Origin of the sequence: Neisseria basseii, from assembly GCF_962707005.1 — a bacterium.
Lineage (GTDB): Bacteria > Pseudomonadota > Gammaproteobacteria > Burkholderiales > Neisseriaceae > Neisseria > Neisseria bergeri.
Genome location: NZ_CAUIXH010000016.1, coordinates 1 through 22,329 on the forward strand (window position 1 = coordinate 1; position 22,329 = coordinate 22,329).

Sequence of the window (22,329 nt, forward strand, 5' to 3'; positions counted from 1 at the left end):
GTCTGAACCTGTTTCAGACGGCATTTTCATTATGCTAGCATTTTTTTGCTTGCCATATTCGGGGGGGGGGGGGTAAACTCTTAATAAGTTCATCCTTATTAAAATAATTGACATCAATTTTTACTTATCTTTATGTTCTGAAATTACGGGCCTCCTTATGAAACCATTTCCCTATCGCAAAACGCTTTTGAGCATTTTGATTTCTTCTCTTTCTGCAACAGCTTTTTCAGCTGAATATCCCAGTATTAATGAAAATAAACAAATTTCCGGTGAAACGCCTATTGGTCACGAAGTTACCGATGCTACAAACACCGTTACCGGTGATGTAAATATCACGGTTACACCACAAGACCCTCAAAACCACACTTATCCTAAAGCCATTATCATTCGTAGCGATCGCAGCGAAGAAATTCAAGGAAAAACCAATATTGCTGTTACTTTAGCCAGTGAAGGAAATCCTAATAAGTCCCCAGATTCCAACGCCGCTTATGGCATTGCGGTTGGGTATGATCATAAAGGTGGTGGTAAAAATAAGACTGTTTTAACATTAAAAGATGATGCAACAATTACAGTAGATAATACCCCGGGTACTATTCTTGGTTCTATGAGCTATAGCGGTGCCACAGCTAACACCGGTCATCAACTTTCAGGGATTAGGATCTATCGAAAATCATCCGATTATTCAACCCCTATTTTAAATTCTGAAAAATTATTAACCATTGACGTTGAAGATAAATCAACCAAAAAAATTGGCGATTATTTAGTGGGTATCTACATTGCAGGCGACGGCGCGGAAGCCAATTTAAAAGACAGCAAAATCACTGTAAAAGCAAATGGCAAACATTCCGCAGCACTGAAAATTGGTAAACCAGAATTACCTAACACACCAAAAGATGATGATTACAAAGGTGCGGTAATCAACTCGACAGGCGAAATGGTACTGGATACTTCCAAGACGAAGGATTCAGCTACAGTGCGTTTGTTCGGCACAAAATCCCGTTTAATCGCGGATAGTGAAACCAGCTCAGGAGAAATCAAGTCGGGTAATTCCGCTATTGTATTTGATACGCAAGACTATGAAACGAGAGTAACTTATCGTGGTTTCGGTTTTCCGATTAGTGATGACGTATCTCGTAACGAACCAAACAAAGATCAAGAAGTGCGGTTAAATAATACTAAAATTTCAACCGCTTCTGAAAATGCCTCATTGATTGTCGCTGATGCCAAGAATGTAACCAGCCTTGCCGTACAGGTTGCAGGAAGTAAAGTCGCCAGCTGGTTTAACAATGGAGAATTTGTTGCTGAAAATGCAAAATTCCTATTAAAAGGTGATCAATCTGAAGCAAGGGCGGCAAACAAAGGTTGGTTGGCTGAAACAAAATTAGCAAAAACCAAAGCCTCAGATCTCACTTTTACGCTGGATAATAAAGCCAAAGCGATTGGCTTGACGCATCAGCATTCCAGGGCGGGCTTAAGCTCTAAGCTTAATGTTGTCGTTGATCATAACGCAACTTGGGAATTGGCACCGAAAGCCGATGAAGCTGTCCAACGTGCGACCGCTTATGATGTGAATCTTGCCAATGGCGGGGTACTGGATGCTTCAAAAAATGCGACTGGAGCTGGCACCGACTATAAAATTCAATTAGTACATAATCACAGCAACGCAAGCATCAATAAAACAATTACCGATGGAACCATTACCGTTCCCGAAGGATTGTTATTTGGCGCATCCGGCACGCTTATTAAGCCTGATGGGACAGAAAAACCATTTAAGTTGACACTCCCTATTACAGACGGCGTGCTAAAAATTGCGAACGGAACAATAGAATACACATCGGATATTGGAACGATAAAACTAACAAAAGCTACTTTTAACCTTGAAAAAGGAACATCATTAACAACACCCGAAGGAACTACATTGCTATCAGGCGGTAGGCTAACCCTATCTAATACCGGCATTTCTTTATCGGGTACAACTTCTGTATTTGAAAAGGGAACGTTCACCAACGGCGGTATCATTACCCTCGCGAATCAATCCTATGCCGACAAACTCACCATTGAAGGGAATTATGTTGGTAATAATGGTGTGTTAGAAGTAAACACCAAATGGGATACTCCAGGAGATTATTCCGGCTCATATTCAGAATCAGATTTATTAACGATTACAGGTGATGCTTCCGGTAATACGACTGTCAAAGCCGTTAAAACAGATGGTACTGAAAATGTTATTGATGGCTCAATCGGCGAACTTACCGATCGCTACAAACGTAGTGTCCCTGTTATTAAAGTTTTAGGCGATGACAAAGGAACAGCAAACGGTGAAATAAATTCTACGGATGCAACCAAACCTTACGCTTACAATACACGTTCAACCTTTACCGGTACAGCAAAAACCACAGGGGCGGGGGAATTGCAATTGGTTTCACGCAAAGATGAGGCGGGCGCGACAGAATACTTCTGGACTTTAACCACGCCGAATCAAGATAAAACCATCATCACGCCAAGCGCGTCGGCTTATACGCTCGTTCCCCGTCAAAACTTGGAATCAGGCTATGCGATGCTGGATACGCTCCACCAACGCCGTGGCGAAAATCAAACCCTTTCTTGGGACAAGCAAGGCAGTTATTGGCAGGATGTGGAAAAACAATCTTGGGGGCGCGTAATCGGCAAACACCTCAAACTCGATGGAAAAGAACGTTTTGGTTTCAAAACCAATATGTACGGTTTCCAAGTTGGGCACGACTTTGATGTTAAAACCAAACAAGATGATGAGGGCAAACTTACCCGTCGTTTTACCGGTCTGTATTTCGGCGTGTTACGTTCTCACAGCAAATTCTATGATGAATACCGCGCGAAAAACGGCATCGTGATTGCAGATAAATTAACTTCCCACGTAAAAACTACCGCACTTAATCTTGGTGTAACCGATACGCGTTACCATGAAAACGGCACTTACATTGATTTGGTGGGGCAGCTTTCTTGGTTAAATAATCGTTATTCATCCGTTGATGGCACAGGTGCGAGAAATCACGGCTGGGGTGCAGCCCTTTCAGTGGAAACCGGCCGCCCTTACGCCTTAGGTAAAGACAAAACCAACAACGGAGATAGCTGGATTTTAGAGCCGCAAACGCAACTGATTGCACAATACTTGCGCTTAGGCAACTTTAACGACGGCACTCGTGCCGTTTCGCAAAAAGGTTACGGTTTGCGCGGCCGTGTCGGTTTCCGTTTGGCGCATAACCAACCGAACGATAAGCAACGCACGCGCACCTATTATTTCACCGGCAATATTTGGCACGATTTTAAAGCAAGGGGCAACGCATTAATCGGGTCGGACAAATTAGCCGGGAAGTTTGCCCGCACTTGGTGGGAATTAGGCTTAGGTTCTCAATTCTCCTTAAGTGAAAACACTTACCTTTATGCAGATGCCCGTTGCGAAAAATCATTCGGCAGCAACAAACATCACGGCTGCCAAGGCACTGTGGGGATGAAATATTCTTGGAAATAAACCGCCCAAGCCATCCCGTCCGGGTTGGCGGCGGTAATGATGCACTTAAAGGGACGGCACACCGGATGCCGTCCCTTATATAATGCACCCCGTCAAAGGGGCGCATTGCTTTTTTCCTTGCCCGATGCCGTCTGAACGCCTAGTCCAGTACAGGTTGGGGGACGTTGTGCCGGATGGCGTAAACGGCGGCCTGCACCCGGCTGCTGAGGTTGAGTTTGCGGAGCAGGTTTTGAACGTGGACTTTGACGGTGGATTCGGCAAGATTGAGGTGGCGGGCGATGATTTTGTTGCTGTGTCCTGCGGCGAGATAGCCCAAGATTTCCAGTTCACGAGGGGTAAGGGAGGAGAGTGCCTGCGTCCCTTGTGCGGGCTGGGGAGAAATCAGGCTTTTGACGAGTTTGGCGGTCATCTCGGGCGAGAATACATTATCGCCATCGGCGGCTTTGCGTATGCTTTCGAGCAGAAAGTCGGCGTTGATGTTTTTCAGCAGGTAGCCGCGCGCGCCGATGCGCATGCATTCGGTCAAATCGTCGCTGTCTTCGGAAACGGTCAGCATAATCACTGCCTGCTGCGGATTGATGCTGATGATTTGGGAGAGTGCTTCGCGTCCGTTCATGCCGGGCATATCCAAATCGAGCAGGACGACATCGGGTTGCAGCCGACTAATCATTTTGATGCCCGATAGGCCGTCTGCGGCTTCGCCGATGACTTCAAAACCGTGTTGGCGCGACAAAAGGGCTTTGATGCCGCTGCGGAAGAGGGTGTGGTCGTCTATCAGGATGATTTTGATGGTCATAGTAGGCTTTCTTTGGGTGCGCCCGTCAGTGAGACGGTGGTTCCCTGTTGGGCTTGGGAACGGATTTCTAAAACGGCATGGATGCGCTTGGCACGCTCCTGCATGATGTGCAGTCCGATATGGCTGCCCGTAGGTTCTCCTATTTTCTCCGTGTCGAAACCTTGTCCGTTGTCTTGGATGGTCATGGTAAAGCGTCCGCCGTGTTCGGAAAGGGTGAATTTTACATGGGTGGCGCGGGCGTGTTTGCGGATGTTGGACAGGCTTTCTTGAAGGATGAAAATCATTTGGAGCTGCTCGTCCTGTGTAGGCAGGTGCGTGCCGTTTTCCCAAGCAGTTTCGACAGTCGTGCCGGTCTGCCGCGTGAAGCGCGCGAACAGGTCGGCAACGGCTTCGGGAAATTCTTTGTTGCTGATTTTGGTACGGAAGTTGAGCAGCAGTTCGCGGACATCTTCATAACATTCCTGCACGCCTGTTTTGATGAAGCCGATGTTTTCTGCGGCTTCCTCCCGTTTGTTTTCGGCAAAGGCGGTTTCCAGCATCTGTACCTGTAGGTTCAGGAACGTTAATGCTTGTGCGATGCTGTCATGTAATCCTTGCGCAATCAGGTTGCGTTCTTGCAATACCGCAAGCAGACGTTTTTCTTCCTCCTGTTTTGCGCCGGCAAGCGATACGCCCAATTGCCGAATCAGGGTTTGAAGCAGCGTGCGGTCGTCTCCGGTGAGGGAAATGCCGTCTGAAAAGCTGAGCGAAAGCATACCCAGTTTCTCGTTTTGATATTCGATGGGGAAGGTTTCGTCATGGTATTTTTCCAAATGATGGGGCTTTTTGCCGTGTTCGGCCGTATGGACGGAAATGTCTGTGTCGGAACCGTTTTCCAGGCAGATGCTGCCGGATTGCGCGCCCACGGCGGGCAGGATGTGGTTCAAAAATTCTTCCGCCGCCTGTCGCGGCGTATAGGATTGATGCAGGTCGCGCGTGGTCCGGTACAGCAAGGTCAGGTTGCGGTTTTGCTTTTCAAGGTTATGGGTCTGTTCGGCAACCTGCCCTTCCAAATTGTCGTACAGGGCTTTGAGTTTGCCGCCCATTTGGTTGAAACAGCGGCCGACCTGTTTGAATTCCGGCGTACCGTCTTCGGGAACAGGGATGTCGAAATGCCGCTGACCGATGCGTTCCGCACCTTCTCCCAATGCCTGAAGCGGGCGGATAACCCAGATTTGGTGCCAGAACAGCATCAGTACCGACGACACCAGCGTCATCAGCATAATCGCCCATTGAAACCGCCTGAGCCACCATGTGTTTTTTTCGTTGGCATTTTCCAATGCCTGCAAAAACAGTTCGATGTTTCCGGCAAAGCGGTAAAGTTCGACTTGTGTCGGGCGGCGGTAGGCCTGCAGCGGGGGAAGGATGTTTGCCTGCCAGTCGATAATCAGCATGGACTGTATCAAATCGTAGGCAAGGGGATTGTCGGAGGGAATCAGCGGATGGATGGCATCGCTTTGGGCAATGCGTTTTAAACTTTTTTCAAATTCGGCAACCTGATTGTCAATTTGCGCACGGGGCGAACCTTCACCCGCCATGTATGCCAGACGGTATGCCTGCATTCTCAAGTTGCCCGCCTCTTCGATGACGGAGGCCGCGTTTTCCAGACGCAAAGAGAGCAGCAGTGTCAAAACGACAGACAATGCCGCCAACCCGACCCACAGTCCGGTCAGGAGTTTCAGGCGCAGGGAAAGGCTGATGCCGTCTGAAAAACGGGCTGGCAGTATCATGCTCGGCGAAAAATTGTTCTAAATAATGCAAACAATATCATTCTTTGGAATTAGATACAACTGCTCAGAAAGAATTGGTTAAGGAAAACTTAATCCGCACCGCTTCAGTGTTAAATCATGTTATGATAAAATTCAGATAATATGAATTTATTTGCCGTCTGCTTCAGACGGCATTTTGAGTCATTGGGAACGGCAGACTGCAATCATGAAAACCTCGAACTTTTCCAAGAGAACATCCGCAATGAAAACTTTTGCCCTGATACTGGCCGGCGGTCAGGCGAGCCGTATGGGAGGCGAGGACAAAGGGCTTGCTCTTTTGGGGGGTAAGGCACTGATAGACCATGTCATCGACAGGGTCAGGCCGCAGGTCAGCCATATCGCCATCAGCACCAACCGGAATTTGGAAGAATATGCTCGAAGAAGTCCGCATATTTTTCCCGATGCGCGGCAGTGGCAGCATTTCGGCCCGCTTTCGGCATTGTGTACCGCAGCCAACGATTTGCAGTTGGCGACTGCCGACTGGCTTTTGGTTGTGCCGTGCGATATGCCGTATCTGCCGGACGATTTGGTGGCAAGGTTTGAAACCGTGTCGAAACGCACACCGTTGTGCAATGCGTTTTATGTGGAAACGCCGATAACGATGCACTACAACATTATGTATATCCGCCCGCAGATTCTGCAAAGCGCGATTCCCTATCTGTTTTCGGGTATGAAAACATTAAGAAGCTGGTTGCAGCAGCAAAGGGCGCGGCCGGTCAGATTCGAGTTTGACGGGCATTTTGCCGACTTGAACACGCAAACCGATTTGCAGGAGGGATAAGGTCAAGACCGCCGACCGGCGCGGAAAGGAAAGGTCAAGCCGTACCGGGCTGTTTTTGCCCGAATCGGAGGCAAAATGCCGTCTGAAGGCGTTTCAAACGGCATTTTTCGCGGGGAAATGCTACAATTTGCACCATTTTACCGACACAGGGAAATAGGATTATGTTTACAGGCATTGTTCAAGGCTTGGGAAAACTGACGGCAATCCACCGCCCGTCGGAGGCATTTCAGACTTATGTCGTCGAGCTTCCGCAAGAGGCGGCGGACAATCTGCAACGTGGCGCATCGGTTGCCAATAACGGCTGCTGCCTGACGATTACCGAAATCGAAGGAAACCGCGTCAGCTTCGATTTAATGGCGGAAACTTTGGCAAAAACCAATTTGGGGCTGCTGAAGGAAGGCGATTGCGTCAACATCGAACGGGCGGCGCGTTTCGGAGACGAAATCGGCGGACACGTCATGAGCGGACACATTATGGCAACCGTGCCCATTGTCGAAATCGAACGGGACGGGTTCAACCGCACGGTTTGGTTTGCGCTTCCGGACAGACTCAAGCCCTATATCCTGACCAAAGGGTTCGTCGGCTTGGACGGTTGCAGCCTGACCATAGGCAAAGTCGAAGACAGCCGTTTCAATGTCCATTTGATTCCCGAAACTTTGGAACGGACGCTGTTCGGCAGCAGAAAGGTCGGTGACAGGATCAACATCGAAATCGATCCGAATACGCAGGCAATCGTCGACACCGTCGAACGGCTGATGGCGCAAAGATATGCAAAGTGAGGTAGAGATGGAATTGAACGAATTTCTCGATAAAGCCTATGCCGTTTTGCGGCGTTTGGATGCCGTGCTTCCGCCCGAACCTGGGCATACGGATTGGAACGCGCTTGCCTTCCGCTGGCAGAGTGCGGGCAAAAAAGGTTTTTTGGAACACTTGCCCGATCCGCACACCTTCCCCTTGGCAAGGCTGGCGGGAGTTGGCAGGCAAACCGAATTGCTGGTGCGTAATACCGAACAATTCATAGCCGGCAGACCCGCGAATAACGTATTGATGAGCGGCGCGCGCGGAACAGGCAAATCCTCGCTGGTCAAAGCCCTGCTGCATGAATATGCGGATAAGGGATTGCGCCTGATCGAAGTCGATAAAAGCGATTTGATCGGCCTGCCGTATCTGTTGACGCTTTTGAAGGAACGTTCGGAAAAATTCATTGTATTTTGCGACGATTTGTCATTTGAAAGCGGCGACGAAACCTATAAGGCATTGAAAACGGCATTGGACGGCGGTCTGTCCCAACGTTGCGCCAACGTGCTGGTGTACGCAACTTCCAACAGACGGCACCTGATGCCCGAATATTTGGATGAAAATGCAGGTACGACAGGCGTGCGCGGAGAAATCCATCAGAAAGAAGCGGTGGAAGAAAAAGTATCTTTGTCCGACCGATTCGGATTGTGGCTCAGCTTTTATCCGTTCGATCAAAACGATTATCTGTCGGCAGTGCAAAGCTGGTTGGAAGATTTTGATGTGTCATATGACGAAGCAGCTCGGACGGCGGCGTTGCAGTGGGCACAGATGCGGGGCAACCGCTCGGGACGTTCCGCTTGGCAGTTTGCCTGCGACTGGGCGGGCAGGCTGCCGGAGCAACGTGCGCCGTGAGCGTTTCGGGGATTATTTGAGGCAGGAAGAAAGCCACATTTGCTGCTGTTGAGGTGTGAGGATATGGAAGAAACGGTGTTGGATTTCCAACTCGTCCACCGCAAAATCCATGCTGGAGTGGTATCGGCTTTCGACATAACCGCGTGCTTCGCTGCGGTCGAAAGTATCTGAAGAGATGATTCCGACAATGGCTTGGCGGCGGCTGTGTTCGGAGCGTATGCCTTTGAGTTTGGCTTTGTCGTTTGCCAGCTTGAAGGCGGCACGGATTTTACGCAGGTCGTTGCGCTGCTCTTGGCTAAGCTCAAGCCGGCGTATGTCGCAGTTCGGTTGGAAATCGGTTAGGGAAATATAAGACGGCGCGGCGTAGGAAATCTGACAGGAAAGCAAAGCCATACCGAAAAAAGAGGCAACAGGTTTGGCAAAATGGCTGGAAACGGGCAGTGGCACGGCTTTTCCTCTTGTTGGAAATTTTAGGAAATATACTAGATTGACGTGTGAAAGATGGTATTATCGCGGTTAACTTTTGTTAATAATGCGTACGTATGTCCGGCAGGCAGACATAATGGCGGAATCGGAACGTATAGTAGATTAAATTTAAACCAGTACAGCGTTGCCTCGCCTTAGCTCAAAGAGAACGATTCTCTAAGGTGCTGAAGCACCAAGTGAATCGGTTCCGTACTATCTGTACTGTCTGCGGCTTCGTCGCCTTGTCCTGATTTTTGTTAATCCACTATAAAAGGATATTGAAAGAAAAAACATGACTACTTACCGTATCGCACCCAGCATTTTATCGGCAGATTTTGCACGGCTTGGCGAAGAGGTGGAAAGCGTCATTGCGGCAGGTGCAGATCTGATCCATTTTGACGTGATGGACAACCATTATGTGCCGAACCTGACCTTCGGGCCTATGGTTTGCGCGGCATTAAAACCGTATGCGTGTGTGCCGATTGATGTGCATTTAATGGTCGAACCCGTTGACGACCTGATTCAGTCGTTTGCCAAAGCAGGAGCATCGATCATCACGTTCCATCCCGAAGCGAGCCGCCATATCGACCGCAGCTTGAGCCTGATTCGGGATATGGGCTGTCAGGCGGGGCTGGTGTTGAATCCGGCAACGCCCGTATATGTGTTGGAAAACGTGTTGGACAGGCTGGATATGGTTTTGCTGATGTCGGTCAACCCCGGGTTCGGCGGTCAGAGCTTCATTCCGCACACTTTGGAAAAAATCAGACAGGTTCGTGCCATGCTTGACCGCTATGAAGAGAAAAGCGGCAGACGTATTGCCATTGAAGTGGACGGCGGCATCAAAACCGACAATATCGCCGCCGTTGCCCGAGCCGGCGCAGATACCTTTGTGGCAGGTTCTGCGATTTTCGGCAAACCGGATTACAAGGCGGTTATCGGTGCTATGCGTGCAGAATTGAAAAAAGTGGCAGATTAAACGCCGTATCGGTGTTTGAAATAAATCAATGCCGTCTGAAGAATGTTCAGACGGCATTTCGTTTACAGGCGGTATTTGATGTTTACAGCGAAATTTTCACACCGGTGCGGATAGAACGTCCGGGCAGCGGCGCAATGTATTTGAGTATGGAGTTTTGCGCGCGCGCGGTACGGTTGGTCAGGTTTCGACCGTCCAAGAACCATTCTGTGCTGTATCTGCCGTGTTTTTGCGTATGGCTGATATAGGCATCGAGCAGGGCGTAGGAGCCGAGTGAGGGTTCTTTGTATGCCGCAGCCATGTTTCCGGTGTGTTTGGCAGCGGCGTAGCGGGTCAGGCTGCTGCCGATTTGCCATGCCCCTTTGTTCCAGCTTGCACCCAGCCCGTAGCGGGAAACAGGCAGGTTGGGCATATAGTAGCCGTCATTGCGCAGGCGGTTTGAGTCCGCATTCCTACTGTCTTTGTCGTCGGCATGATTGCGAACCTTGTCGGCAAACAGGCGTAGTTCGAGTTGTCCGTATTGTTTCAGGTCGAAAAGTTGGGTCAGCTCGATTTCCAAACCTTGGATGCGGGTATCTGCCGCACGCCAGTATTTGGTCGGCAGGTGGTTGCCGCCGTCATGTGCAACGTCAGACAGATAAATGTAGTCGTTGAATCGGGTTTGGTAATAGTTGGCGCGGAGTTTGCCGCCGTTCCACGCGAACTCGTTGCCGAATTCCCATGTTCTGGCAGTTTCCGGACGTAAGACGGAATCAGAAGAATAATTTTCCGAAGCAAGTTGCGCATAATGGCTGCCGCCTGCATAGAGTTCGTTAATTTCCGGCGCGCGTTGGGAGCGACTGTAACGGGCATTTATTTTCCAAAACGGAAGGGGTTTCCAACCGGTTGACGCATGGAAGCTGTTGAGGCTGTATTTGAGGCTGCTCCGTTTCTCAAGCCCTTTTTGGGAATCGGTATTACGGGCTGTTTTGTAGCTGCCCAAGTCAAGGCCGTGGCGGACATTGCCATAACGCCAACCGAGCGAGGCTTCATAGTTGCGGTATTTGAGGTTTTCCAAGACAAATATGCCGTATTCACGACTGTTCGTATCGGGCAGGTAGGAATAGTTGCCGGTACGTTTGCCGTTCAAGCCCGAAGATTCGGTATGGCGGCGTTTGTAGTCGGCCCCTATGCTGCCGTTAAACAGGGAGGAGAAGTGGTGGTTCAGCTCGATACGGTTTTGGAGGGTACGGCTGTCGAGGCTGTTAACCTTGGTCGAGCCCAAGAGTTCGGTATTCGGCGTATCGGTGTATGAGGTCAGGAAGCTGACGTTGTCCACCCAAGAGGATTGCGGACGGTAAAGTGCGTCCACAAGCCAGCGTGTTTGCTGAGAATAGACGGATGCGGGTTCGGCGGCAAGTTTGCGGTTGCCGTTGCCGTCGATATTGTAATAGGAGAAACCGGGAATACCGGAACGGTACAGGCTGCGGCTGACGGCGGCACCGATGTGGCCTTTCTCGCCGATATAGCTGCCGCCGAATGAAACGCTGCGGTTTTTCAGGCTGCTGTTGCCCAGGCGGCCTTCGCGGACGGGCGTATCGTCGCGCATGGCCTTAACTATTGTATGCCGTCGATTGGGTGAACCGTCGTAAAGCGGATTGTCAATCCATTCACCCCACCCCGGTATTACCAATTTGTAGGCTTCACTCTCATCGGCATCCGGGAATTTCTTAAAAAAAGATGCGCTGTCTTTGAGTTTATATTTGAAATGTCCGTAATTGAGTTTTTCTTCAATTTCTGGCGTAATCTGGCAAGACCACATCAGGCGCGAGTTGAGGCGGTTCGCCGGGTCGTAGCACAAATCGGGCTTGCTCGAGCCGGGGATGCGGTAGCCTGAAATTTGGCTGTTGGAAGCATCAAGATGCCATGCGAAATTACCGGCCTTGCCGTCGAAACGGAAGGCTTCGTTGTGCGGGGTGTTGTAGCCGCCGCTCAATTCGATTTTACCGCCGAAGTCTTGTTCCGGCAGTTTGTGCGGGATGATGCCGGTATCGACATCAACCGCGCCGCCGATGGCGTTGCCGCCGTACAGGACTGCCGCTGAGGATTTCAAAACCGTAATTTTATCTGCTAAAAACGGGTTGACCATGGTCGGCAGGTTGCCGCTGATTGCGGCCATATCGGACACACCCATGCCGTTTTCGCTGATATAGACGCGCGAACCGCTCAAGCTGCGGATTTGAGGCAGACCGGTGTTGGGGCCGAAACCGGCATTTTGTACGCCGCCGACTTTTTCCAAAGTCTGACCGAGTGAGACGGCGCGTTTGGTTTTCAAATCATGGGCGGTCAGTACGTCGCCGTCGCCTAAAACGTCCTTAGCCTGCAGGTCGCGGCTGCTTTTGTCTTTGTGCGCGTTAACGTTGACTTGCGGCAACTCAGCAGATGTCATGCCTTCTGCGTAGCATGATGCGGAAAGCAGGGATAGCAGGATGATATTGAGATTAAAAAGACGATGCGTATTTAGCTTAAACGGAGTAGTCATAAAGTTTATCCAATATAATTAATAAGGATTAGTACGATATGATATGGTAAATTTATCATGATGGAAATAAAAATGCCGTCTGAAATATTTCAGACGGCATTTTTATTGATTCGTATCAAGATTTATTGTTTGGCTGCTTCGATTTGGATGTCGATGCGGACGCTTTTGGTCATACCAACGTTAACGAGGTAGTCCACGCCCCATTGGGTGCGGTCGATGGTGGTGCTGAAGTCGCCGCCGCAAACTTCGGTTTTCAACATCGGGCTTTGGTAGCAGTTGAATTTTTCGGCTTTGAGTTTGACGGGGGCGGTTTTGCCGTGCATGGTCAGGTTGCCGTCAACGGAAACCAGTTTTTTGCCGTTAAAGTTGAATTTGGTGGAAACGAAGCGGATGTTCGGATATTGAGCGGCATCGAAGATGTCGGCTGATTTCAGGTGGTCGGTAAAGTGTTGCGAACCGCTTTGCAGGTTGGCAACGGGAATGGTGATGTCGATTTTGCCGTCGCGTTTTGCTTGGTCGAACTCAACGGAACCGGTCAGACCGTAAAAACCGCCGACGTTGGTGCTGGTGTTGAAGTGGTCGATGGCGAAACGGGCGTTGGCGTGATATTCGTCCACTTTGTAGGTGGCGGCGGAGGCAGTGCCGATGGCTGCCGCTGCGAGCGCGGCGATGATGATTTTTTTCATGATGATAATCCTTTGTGTGGGCCGATAAAGGCGTTTATCCTAACATAGGCGGGGATTTATGGCATTTCCTGCCGGTAAACGGTGGGTTTGCAGGCGGTTGACGAACGGGGCGGGCGGAAAAGGGCGGATGAAAAAGCGCGGTGTGATCCGTGCTTTGTTTTTTTACAAGGCGGCGAGTACCGCATCGCCCATTTCGGAGCAGGAAACGAGTTTCGTGCCTTCTTCGTAAATATCGCCGGTACGCAAGCCTTGTTGCAGCACTTTTTGTACAGCGTTTTCAACTTGTTGCGCGCGCGCTTCGTCGTTCAGGCTGTAACGCAGCAGCATGGCAAGCGAGAGGATGGTGGCCAGCGGGTTGGCTTTGTTTTGTCCGGCGATGTCGGGGGCGGAGCCGTGAGACGGTTCGTACAGTCCTTTGCCATTTTCGTCCAGCGAGGCGGAGGGCAGCATACCGATGGAGCCGGTCAGCATGGAGGCTTCGTCGGAGAGGATGTCGCCGAAGATGTTGCCGGTGGCAATCACGTCAAACTGTTTGGGCGCGCGCACGAGCTGCATGGCGGCGTTGTCGACGTACATATGGGAAAGCTCGACATCGGGATATTGTTTGCCGATTTCTTCAAAGATTTCACGCCACAGTTCGGTGGTTTCCAAAACATTGGCTTTGCCTACGGAGCAGACTTTTTTGCTGCGTTTTTGGGCGGATTGGAAGGCGACGTGAGCAATACGGCGGATTTCGCTTTCGCTGTATTTCATGGTGTTGTAGCCTTCACGTTCGCCGTTTTCCAGAACGCGGATGCCGCGCGGTTCGCCGAAATAAATATCGCCGGTCAGTTCGCGCACAATCAAAATATCCAAACCAGCAACGATTTCAGGCTTGAGCGTGGAGGCGTTGGCTAGCTCGGGATAGAGGATAGCGGGGCGCAAATTGGCAAACAGATTCAAGTCTTTACGGATGGCCAACAAGCCGCGCTCAGGACGCAATGGACGGTCAAGATTGTCGTATTGCGGGCTGCCGACCGCGCCGAGCAGAACCGCATCGGCTTTGCGGCAAAGGTTTTGCGTGAATTCGGGATAGGGATGGCCGTATTCGTCATAGGCTTCGCCGCCCAAAGGTGCATATTCGTAGCCGGCATCCAAGCCTTGTTCGATAAGTTTGTCAAGTACGCGGACGGTTTCGGCGACGATTTCAGGGCCGATGCCGTCGCCGCGCAAGATAGCGATATGTTTGGTCATTGTTTTTCCTTGAGTTGGGGGAATGGGGCTATGCCGTCTGAACGGTATCATACGGGTTGGAAAAGCGTGATTGTACCATTGTGGTATTGGTAAAGCTGTTCGGAAACAGCGTAGGGGTTGTTTTGGGCGATTTCCCGGGCAATTTCCAACATGGCGGCAACGGCATCGTGGTCGGATGGGCTGCATAATGCGAGAAAATCACGCGAAGGAATGGCGAACACGGGGTTTGCCGGAAGCTGTCGGTCGTTTGCCAAGATGTCGTCCAATATCAGAATCAGTGCGGATTCATTATCGTCATTGGTGATAACTTGCGTCAGTGTGCTGTTTTCGAGATGTTCGGTGCGGAGCTTGCCGGCGGTTTCACGCCTGAGGTTGGCAAGGGCAATGCTGTGTAGAGCATCTGTATCGAGGATGCCGAGTCTTTCCATGTCTTTCGCGCCGAACGAACGCATGACATTGCCCATGTGTGCGACGTACATCACCAGCAGGTTGTCTGCCAGCGGACGGTAGAGCAGCAGCGTTTTCGCGTCGGGAAGGGGATCGTGGTTTTGGCTGAGTAGATTGTTTAAAAACGCGGTATCTTTGATGATGGGCAGGATGTTGTCTACGGTCATTGTGCCGTCGGCTTCTGCCATTTCGCGGACAACTTTGGCATTTAGGGCGATGATTTCATCCAAAGCTTCGGGATTTTGCAGGTAATGGGCGTAGTGGTTGCCCAGATAGGCGCAGGGATTGTCCTGCCCTTCGCCAAGCAGAATCAGAACGCTGGTGTTGTCCAAGCTGCTGCCCCAACGGATTTCGATGTCGAGTTGGTGTTTGGATTGCAGACGTTCGGCAAAATAGCTGACGAACCCGCGCCAGTCCATCGGTTTGGATTTGAAGAGTTTTTTCAATAAAGACATAATGTTGATGCCGTCTGAAAGGGCCTACAGGCGTTCGGTCTTGATGCGGATTTTAAACACTGCTTTGCGTATGTTTGCCTTGTCGCCGACTAACGGTGCATGCGCATCATTCGGGAAAAATAGGGCAAATTCACCGGGCTCCAAAGTTAACCAGGTTTCCGGCTCGCAGTCGAAAAACTCGATATCGCGCTTTTCGTTGTAGCCTAAACCGTTTTTCAGACGGCCTCTGTCTATCCAGCCATACGTTTCGTTGCCATCAATTGGTGTTTGAATATCAATGTGTTTTAAGTGCGCTTCAGGCTTAGCTTCGCCTTGAGTCCTTATCGGCTCGCTGCCGATAAAAATACGGATATTAGGATTTTCGCACGGCACTTGACCGTCCGGCAGCTTGGTAAAATCTAGGGTCTGCAACAGATGGAAGGCCTCTGCAAAGTCAGGATGCAGGGCTGCGTAGCGGGTGGCATTGCTTATGGTGTCGGTAATCATGGTGTGGTTAGGTAGAATTAAACTTCAGACCAATACGGTTTTTAAGGATGCTTTATTTGAATTGTAACAACAAGGCCGTCTGAAAATACTTTTTATGGAGTTATGTTTTGCAAATCTAAAGTGGAAGCATAATGTTCCGCTATGGGAACACGCTTTCGGCTGACTTGGTTTATATCGCTGCCTTCTTCAGTCCATAAAAACGGAAAGAACGTGTAAACGCTGTCGCCATTCAAATCACGGATTTCTTCGCGCCAATTTTCCCAACGCAGGTTTTCGTAAAACAACTGCAAATCGCCGGTCAATGCCCAATTTAAGAAGTCACCATAACCTTTACCGCAATCTTCCCATTCCAAGGTATCCGGCGGCAGGTAGAAAACATTACCTACTTTGCCATCTAATCCCCCACCGTTTATGGCAAAGTAGCCGCCCGCGGCATCATCGGCAAACAGATAATAGGGAGCAGGGCCTGCTGGCTCGGATTGTGTGCGGCTCAGATTCCAACTTCCCAGACCACGGGGTAGCTTCGTACTGCCGGAACCCAGTATCCGCAACCAGCCATCATCAATCAGGATGCCGCCGGTTTCATAAACGACAGCGCCCATAAACGAACGTATCGTTACTTGGGTTTTGAAAAGTTCTTCCTGTACCTTTTCAAGTGTACGAGGCAGGACTTCAACGCTGTTTGTCGCTTCCTCAAGCCACTCTTGAATCAATGGCCATGCAGGGTCTTGGGTTTGGATTAATTCGTCGAATGATCTCATGGACTATCCCAAAACATTCAGTAAAGGCCGTCTGAAACGCTTAAATTTTTCAGACGGCCTTTGGTATATCAACCGTTAAACAGCCAAGGCTGGCTTTGGCGGCGTTTTTCTTCGAAATCGCGGATTTCGTCGGCGTGTTGCAGGGTTAAGCCGATTTCGTCCAAACCGTTTAAGAGGCAGTGTTTGCGGTGTTCGGTAATGTCGAATGTGAACGTTTCGCCGCTAGGGGTGGTCAGGGTTTGTTCGGCAAGGTCGATGGAGAGCCGGTAGCCTTCGTTGGCTTCGACTTCTTTGAAAAGCCGGTCAACCTGTTCTTCGTTCAACACGATGGGCAGGAGGCCGTTTTTGTAGCAGTTGTTGAAGAAGATGTCGGCAAAGCTGGGTGCGATGATGGCGCGGAAGCCGTAGTCGTCCAATGCCCAGGGGGCGTGTTCGCGCGAGGAGCCGCAACCGAAGTTTTTACGCGTCAACAGGATTTGCGCGCCTTGATAGCGTGGTTGGTTCAGCGAGAAATCGGGGTTCAGCGGGCGTTTGCTGTTGTCCATACCCGGTTCGCCGTGGTCGAGGTAACGCCATTCGTCAAAGGCGTTGGGGCCGAAGCCGCTGCGTTTGATGGATTTTAAAAATTGTTTGGGGATGATGGCGTCGGTATCGACGTTGCTGCGGTCGAGCGGGGCGACGATGGCGGTAATTTTGGTAAAGGCTTTCATGGGTTTGCGTCTTGTGCTGACGATGCCGTCTGAAACGGTTTCAGACGGCATCGCGAATCGGTTATTCGGTGGCGTTTTCGATTTTTTCGCCGAGATGGGAAATGCCGCGTCCGACGGCATTGCCGCCTTTTTTGACAGCTTCTTTGGTTTTGTCCCAGCCTTTTTCAACGGCGTTGCCTGTTTGTTCGGCGGCGCGTTCGGCGGCGGCCTGTGTTTTGTCAAGGTTACGGGCGGTGTCTTGTTTCGCGCCCTGCCAAGTGCCGGCGCAGGCGGACAAGGCGAGGGCGGACAGGGCGGTAACGAAAAGTTTGTTCATGGTTAAACTCCTTGGTTTGAATATTAAGGTGTTTCTGCCTTACGGGACATATTTCAGACGGCCGCATCAAATTCTTAAAGACCGCCTGAAAAATACTTACGCCATCGTGCGGATGTCGGTAAAGTGCCCGGTAACGGCGGCGGCGGCGGCCATAGCGGGGCTGACGAGGTGGGTGCGTCCGCCGTTGCCTTGGCGGCCTTCAAAATTGCGGTTGGACGTGGAGGCGCAGCGTTGACCCGGCGCGAGGCGGTCGGCATTCATCGCAAGGCACATCGAACAGCCCGGTTCGCGCCATTCAAAGCCGGCTTCGATGAAAATTTTGTCCAAGCCTTCTTTTTCGGCTTGTTCTTTAACCAAACCGGAGCCTGGGACGATCAACACGCGCTGTACGTTGGCGGCTTTTTTGCGACCTTTAGCGATGGCGGCGGCTTCGCGCAAGTCTTCGATGCGGCTGTTGGTGCACGAGCCGATGAATACGATATCGACGGGGATTTCGTTCAGTGGCGTGCCGGCCTTCAAACCCATATATTCGAGGGCGCGCTCCATACCGCTGCGTTTGACCGGATCGGTTTCTTCGGCGGGATTCGGCACTTTGCCGCCGATGTTTAAAACCATTTCGGGCGACGTGCCCCAAGTAACTTGCGGTTCGATGTCTTCGGCGTTGAAACGGTATTCTTTATCAAAAACCGCGCCTTCGTCAGACACCAGCGTGCGCCAGTACTCGACGGCTTTGTCCCACGCCTCGCCTTTGGGTGCGAAAGGTTTGCCTTTGACATAATCGATGGTGGTTTGATCGACGGCGACCATACCGGAACGCGCGCCTGCCTCAATCGCCATATTGCACAGGGTCATCCTGCCTTCCATCGAAAGGCTGCGGATGGCTTCGCCGCCGAACTCGACGGCGTAACCCGTGCCGCCCGCCGTGCCGATTTGCCCGATGATGTAAAGTGCCACGTCTTTGGCGGTAACGCCCGCTTTTAATTTGCCGTCAACGGCAATCAGCATGGATTTGGATTTTTTCGCGGTAATACATTGGGTCGCCATCGTGTGTTCGACTTCGGAAGTGCCGATGCCGTGAGCCAATGCACCGAATGCGCCGTGGGTGGAAGTGTGCGAATCGCCGCAGACGACGGTCATACCGGGCAGGGTAGCACCTTGTTCCGGGCCCATAACGTGTACGATGCCCTGACCTTTGTCCATAAACGGAAAATAGGCGAGTGCGCCGAATGTTTTGATGTTTTGATCCAACGTATCGACTTGCAGCTTGGAAATCGGGTCTTGGATGCCTTTGTCCCAATCGCCGGTCGGAGTGTTGTGGTCGGCGGTGGAGACCACGCTGTCGATACGCCAGAGTTTGCGGCCGGCCATTTTCAAGCCTTCAAATGCCTGCGGACTGGTAACTTCGTGAACCAAATGACGGTCGATGTAAAGCAGGACAGTGCCGTCTTCTTCTTCACGGACGACGTGGCTGTTCCAGAGTTTGTCGTAGAGGGTTTGTGCTGTCATGGTGTTATTCTTTTGGATAAATGGTAATGCGGATTGGGCGGATTTTAGACGTATTCTTTATACCGCGCAACAAATTTTGTCTAATTTTTGAATTGGTGCTATTTTGTAAACAATTTTAACGAAAAAATTAGACATATTGTCCACTTCAGTAAACAGTTATATCTAAAGAATGATTTGATATGAAAGAATACTTGTCGGGATTCTTTTAAAGGCATTATTATTTGTACCTTGTTAAAACCACGTCAGGCAGAGGAAAGATGAAATTACCGGTTATATCGTCTGAGCATTTGGCTCAACTGCAGGCATTTGAAGCGAAAATCCTGTGTAACCATGCAAAAATCGAAGCATGGTTCCGTTCGCAGTGGAATGTGCACCGCCCGCCGTTTTACGGTTCGGTCGATATCCGCAACGCCGGTTACAAAATTTCGTCTATCGATATGAATTTGTTTCCGGGCGGCTTCAATAATCTGAATCCGAATTTCATCCCGCTGGCGGCGGTTGCTGCGCAAGATGCGGTGCAGCGTGCCTGCGAAACGGCAAAATCCGTATTGATTATTCCTGAAAACCACACGCGCAATACGTTTTACCTGCAAAACGTTTACGCCCTCAGCGAGATTTTGCGCTCGGCAGGGTATGAAGTGCGCTTGGGTAGCCTGAATCCTGAGGTAACCGAGCCGACCGAGCTTGAAACCGCATTGGGCGACAAAATCCTGTTGGAACCTTTATTGCGCACCCGCGAGCGTGTCCATCTTGCAGACGGTTTTTCGCCTTGCGTGGTTTTGTTGAACAACGATTTGTCCGCCGGCATTCCCGACATCCTCAAAGGCATCAGCCAAACCGTTTTGCCGCCGCTGCACGGCGGTTGGACGACACGCCGCAAAACAGATCATTTCGGCGCGTATAACCAAGTTGCCGCCGAATTTGCCAAGCTGATCGACATCGACGAGTGGCAGATCAACCCGTATTTTGAAAAAATCGGCGGTTTGGATTTCCAAGGGCGTGAAGGCGAAGACGCGTTGGCGGAAGCGGTAGAACGCGTGCTGGCGAAAATCCAAGCCAAATACGACGAATCGGGCATTGCCGACAAACCTTTCGTCATCGTCAAAGCCGACGCGGGCACTTACGGTATGGGCGTGATGAGCGTCAAATCCGCCGACGAAGTGCGCGGCTTGAACCGTAAAAACCGCAACAAAATGGCGAAAGTCAAAGAAGGCTTGGAAGTCAGCGAAGTGATTGTCCAAGAAGGGATTTATACTTATGAAACCTTAAACGGCGCGGTGTGCGAACCCGTCGTCTATATGATGGACCGCTTCGTCATCGGCGGCTTCTTCCGCGTGCACGAAGGGCGCGGTGCGGACGAAAACCTCAACGCCGGCGGTATGGTGTTTGTGCCGCTGTCCAACAGCATTCCGACCGGTAACGGCGACAATTCGCAAGAAGCCCCCGAAGCCTGCAAGCGCGTATTCGAGCAGTGGGATTCGCTGGGTATGCCGCGATCCGAAAAAGACTGCGATGTCGATAATGTCCACAACCGCCTCTATGTGTACGGCGTGATGGCGCGCCTGTCGCTTTTGGCGGCTTCAATCGAGTTGGAAGAAACGGCGTAAGACCGTTTTGAAATACAGATGCCGTCTGAAGCGGAAATCCGGTTCAGACGGCATTTCGGGTATTTGGCGTGTGGGAACATCTGTTTCAGACGGCATCTCAGACTATTTTAAAAAAGGGAAAACATGAGCATCAAGCAATGGCCGGAAGGCGAAAGACCCAGGGAAAAACTGTTGGAACGCGGGGCGGCGGCTTTGAGTGATGCCGAGCTTTTGGCAATCCTTTTACGCGTCGGAACGCGCGGAATGAGCGCGGTTGATTTGGCGCGCTACCTGTTGCAGGAGTTCGGCAGCTTGGGGAAGCTGATGAGCGCGGAGGTCGGCAAACTGTCGGCATACAAGGGTATGGGGACGGCAAGTTTCACACAGTTCGCCGTAGTCAGGGAAATCGGAAGGCGGATATTGGCGGAAGAATTGCAGGAGGGCATCGTCCTGTCCGACCCCGACACGGTCGCCGATTACCTGCGCTTTCATTTGGGGCAGGAAAAAGTCGAAGTCAGCGTCGCGCTGCTGCTGAACCGCCAAAACCAACTGATTGCGGTCAGAGAGCTGTCGCGCGGTACGGTTGCGGAAAACACGATTTACATCCGCGAAATCGTCAAACTGGCATTGGACGAATATGCCGACAGCCTGATTATCGCGCACAACCATCCGGGCGGCTCGCCCGAACCTTCGCAGGAAGACATCATGTTTACAAGGCGGCTGACACAGGCCATGTCGCTGGTTGATGTTTCCCTGCTCGACCATTTTATCGTTACCTCGCAAAGCGTCCGTTCGTTCAGGCAGCTCGGGCTGATGCCCTGACACCCTGTTTTACATTCGGCGGCTCTGATAAAATAGCCGCTTCGACCGTATTCGACAGATATTGTTAAGTTAATGGAAACACAAAACAAACCTACCGTTACCGACATCGACCGCCCGGTTCTCGTTCCGCCCGGCGGCAACAAAAAAGTCCTGCTGCATTCCTGCTGCGCCCCGTGCAGCGGCGAAGTGATGGAGGCGATGCTCGCCAGCGGCATCGACTACACCATTTATTTCTACAATCCCAATATCCATCCGCACAAAGAATATATGCTCCGAAAAGAGGAAAATGTGCGCTTTGCGGAAAAGTTCGGCATCCCCTTCATCGACAAAGACGACGATTACGAAAACGACCGCAAAGAATGGTTTGCCAAAGCCAAAGGCATGGAGTTTGAGCCGGAACGCGGCATCCGCTGTACGATGTGTTTCGATATGCGTTTTGAAAAAGCGGCGCAATACGCGCACGAACACGGCTTCCCCGTCTTTACCAGTTCGCTGGGCATTTCACGCTGGAAAAATATGGCGCAAATCAACGACTGCGGCCGCCGCGCCGCCGCGCCTTACGATGATGTGGTGTATTGGGATTTCAACTGGCGCAAAGGCGGCGGCAGCGCGCGTATGATCGAAATCAGCAAACGCGAAAACTTCTACCAGCAGGAATATTGCGGCTGCGCCTATTCCTTGCGCGATTCCAACGCCCACCGCAAATCGCAGGGACGCATCCCCATCAAACTCGGCGTGCTGTATTACGGCGACGAATCGACACAATACGAACCTGCACCCATCCGGGCGGACAAATAAACACCCGATGCCGTCTGAAGG

General features: G+C 51.1%; 21 protein-coding genes. 8 read left to right on the forward strand and 13 right to left on the reverse strand.

What is annotated here, in order from left to right:
• Window positions 1-157 precede the first annotated feature (157 nt).
• Window positions 158-3,508: an autotransporter family protein gene (locus Q9I99_RS08395; protein WP_301667706.1), complete on the forward strand. Its 3,351-nt coding sequence runs from the start codon at window positions 158-160 to the stop codon at window positions 3,506-3,508.
• 139 nt (window positions 3,509-3,647) lie between these two features.
• Here the strand turns inward: Q9I99_RS08395 and Q9I99_RS08400 are convergent, their stop codons facing one another.
• Together Q9I99_RS08400 and Q9I99_RS08405 are read right to left on the reverse strand one after the other, a co-directional pair.
• The gene (locus Q9I99_RS08400) at window positions 3,648-4,304 is read right to left on the reverse strand and encodes a response regulator (RefSeq protein ID WP_301667705.1); all 657 of its coding nucleotides are present in this window, start codon (window positions 4,302-4,304) and stop codon (window positions 3,648-3,650) included.
• Window positions 4,301-6,073 (reverse strand): histidine kinase, encoded by a 1,773-nt coding sequence (locus Q9I99_RS08405; RefSeq protein WP_301667704.1) that lies wholly within the window; start codon window positions 6,071-6,073, stop codon window positions 4,301-4,303. Before Q9I99_RS08405 ends, Q9I99_RS08400 begins: the two co-directional genes overlap by 4 nt.
• A 205-nt stretch (window positions 6,074-6,278) precedes the next feature.
• Here Q9I99_RS08405 and Q9I99_RS08410 point away from each other — a divergent pair, with 205 nt between their 5' ends.
• The 3 genes from Q9I99_RS08410 to Q9I99_RS08420 all read left to right on the forward strand — a co-directional run bounded on the left by Q9I99_RS08410 (window position 6,279) and on the right by Q9I99_RS08420 (window position 8,543).
• A complete protein-coding gene (locus tag Q9I99_RS08410) occupies window positions 6,279-6,893 on the forward strand; it encodes a molybdenum cofactor guanylyltransferase (protein ID WP_107863227.1) in 615 nt (204 codons plus the stop codon).
• A gap of 161 nt (window positions 6,894-7,054) precedes the next feature.
• Entirely contained in the window at window positions 7,055-7,672 is a 618-nt protein-coding gene (locus Q9I99_RS08415) for a riboflavin synthase subunit alpha (RefSeq protein ID WP_301667703.1), read from the forward strand.
• Between the two features lie 7 nt (window positions 7,673-7,679).
• Window positions 7,680-8,543 (forward strand): ATP-binding protein, encoded by an 864-nt coding sequence (locus Q9I99_RS08420; RefSeq protein WP_301667950.1) that lies wholly within the window; start codon window positions 7,680-7,682, stop codon window positions 8,541-8,543.
• Window positions 8,544-8,555: 12 nt separating this feature from the next.
• On the opposite strand, the gene Q9I99_RS08425 is transcribed toward Q9I99_RS08420, so the two are convergent.
• A complete protein-coding gene (locus tag Q9I99_RS08425) occupies window positions 8,556-8,990 on the reverse strand; it encodes a Spy/CpxP family protein refolding chaperone (RefSeq protein ID WP_301667702.1) in 435 nt (144 codons plus the stop codon).
• A gap of 310 nt (window positions 8,991-9,300) precedes the next feature.
• Between Q9I99_RS08425 and rpe the strand changes: the two genes are divergently transcribed.
• Window positions 9,301-9,984 carry a ribulose-phosphate 3-epimerase gene (rpe, locus tag Q9I99_RS08430; RefSeq protein ID WP_301667701.1) on the forward strand — a complete coding sequence of 228 codons (684 nt, stop codon included), beginning with the start codon at window positions 9,301-9,303 and terminating at the stop codon, window positions 9,982-9,984.
• Between the two features lie 82 nt (window positions 9,985-10,066).
• On the opposite strand, the gene Q9I99_RS08435 is transcribed toward rpe, so the two are convergent.
• The 9 genes from Q9I99_RS08435 to leuC form a co-directional block, all read right to left on the reverse strand.
• Window positions 10,067-12,409, reverse strand: a complete 2,343-nt coding sequence (locus Q9I99_RS08435) for a TonB-dependent receptor (RefSeq protein WP_301667700.1) — start codon at window positions 12,407-12,409, stop codon at window positions 10,067-10,069.
• A 215-nt stretch (window positions 12,410-12,624) separates the two neighbouring features.
• Window positions 12,625-13,188, reverse strand: coding sequence for a YceI family protein (locus Q9I99_RS08440; RefSeq protein WP_301667699.1), 564 nt, complete (start codon window positions 13,186-13,188; stop codon window positions 12,625-12,627).
• Between the two features lie 162 nt (window positions 13,189-13,350).
• Window positions 13,351-14,421 carry a 3-isopropylmalate dehydrogenase gene (leuB, locus tag Q9I99_RS08445; RefSeq protein ID WP_115177858.1) on the reverse strand — a complete coding sequence of 357 codons (1,071 nt, stop codon included), beginning with the start codon at window positions 14,419-14,421 and terminating at the stop codon, window positions 13,351-13,353.
• Between the two features lie 47 nt (window positions 14,422-14,468).
• Complete coding sequence (locus Q9I99_RS08450) at window positions 14,469-15,323, reverse strand: DUF1444 domain-containing protein (protein ID WP_301667698.1); 855 nt, start codon at window positions 15,321-15,323, stop codon at window positions 14,469-14,471.
• Between the two features lie 24 nt (window positions 15,324-15,347).
• On the reverse strand, window positions 15,348-15,809 hold the full coding sequence (locus tag Q9I99_RS08455) for a NanQ anomerase/TabA/YiaL family protein (protein WP_301667697.1): 462 nt from the start codon (window positions 15,807-15,809) through the stop codon (window positions 15,348-15,350).
• A gap of 92 nt (window positions 15,810-15,901) precedes the next feature.
• Window positions 15,902-16,570 carry a DUF2625 domain-containing protein gene (locus Q9I99_RS08460; RefSeq protein ID WP_301667695.1) on the reverse strand — a complete coding sequence of 223 codons (669 nt, stop codon included), beginning with the start codon at window positions 16,568-16,570 and terminating at the stop codon, window positions 15,902-15,904.
• A gap of 68 nt (window positions 16,571-16,638) precedes the next feature.
• On the reverse strand, window positions 16,639-17,280 hold the full coding sequence (gene leuD, locus Q9I99_RS08465) for a 3-isopropylmalate dehydratase small subunit (RefSeq protein ID WP_301667949.1): 642 nt from the start codon (window positions 17,278-17,280) through the stop codon (window positions 16,639-16,641).
• 61 nt (window positions 17,281-17,341) lie between these two features.
• Window positions 17,342-17,596 (reverse strand): hypothetical protein, encoded by a 255-nt coding sequence (locus tag Q9I99_RS08470; RefSeq protein WP_301667694.1) that lies wholly within the window; start codon window positions 17,594-17,596, stop codon window positions 17,342-17,344.
• A gap of 96 nt (window positions 17,597-17,692) precedes the next feature.
• Window positions 17,693-19,102 carry a 3-isopropylmalate dehydratase large subunit gene (gene leuC / locus Q9I99_RS08475; protein ID WP_301667693.1) on the reverse strand — a complete coding sequence of 470 codons (1,410 nt, stop codon included), beginning with the start codon at window positions 19,100-19,102 and terminating at the stop codon, window positions 17,693-17,695.
• Window positions 19,103-19,359: 257 nt separating this feature from the next.
• Between leuC and gshA the strand changes: the two genes are divergently transcribed.
• Window positions 19,360-20,709 carry a glutamate--cysteine ligase gene (gene gshA / locus Q9I99_RS08480; RefSeq protein ID WP_301667692.1) on the forward strand — a complete coding sequence of 450 codons (1,350 nt, stop codon included), beginning with the start codon at window positions 19,360-19,362 and terminating at the stop codon, window positions 20,707-20,709.
• Here the strand turns inward: gshA and Q9I99_RS08485 are convergent.
• The gene (locus Q9I99_RS08485; RefSeq protein WP_301667691.1) at window positions 20,683-20,805 is read right to left on the reverse strand and encodes a hypothetical protein; all 123 of its coding nucleotides are present in this window, start codon (window positions 20,803-20,805) and stop codon (window positions 20,683-20,685) included. The genes gshA and Q9I99_RS08485 overlap by 27 nt on opposite strands.
• 27 nt (window positions 20,806-20,832) lie before the next feature.
• Here Q9I99_RS08485 and radC point away from each other — a divergent pair, with 27 nt between their 5' ends.
• Together radC and Q9I99_RS08495 are read left to right on the forward strand one after the other, a co-directional pair.
• Window positions 20,833-21,510 carry a RadC family protein gene (gene radC / locus Q9I99_RS08490; RefSeq protein WP_301667690.1) on the forward strand — a complete coding sequence of 226 codons (678 nt, stop codon included), beginning with the start codon at window positions 20,833-20,835 and terminating at the stop codon, window positions 21,508-21,510.
• Between the two features lie 72 nt (window positions 21,511-21,582).
• Window positions 21,583-22,308, forward strand: a complete 726-nt coding sequence (locus tag Q9I99_RS08495) for an epoxyqueuosine reductase QueH (RefSeq protein ID WP_301667689.1) — start codon at window positions 21,583-21,585, stop codon at window positions 22,306-22,308.
• Window positions 22,309-22,329: the final 21 nt, after the last annotated feature.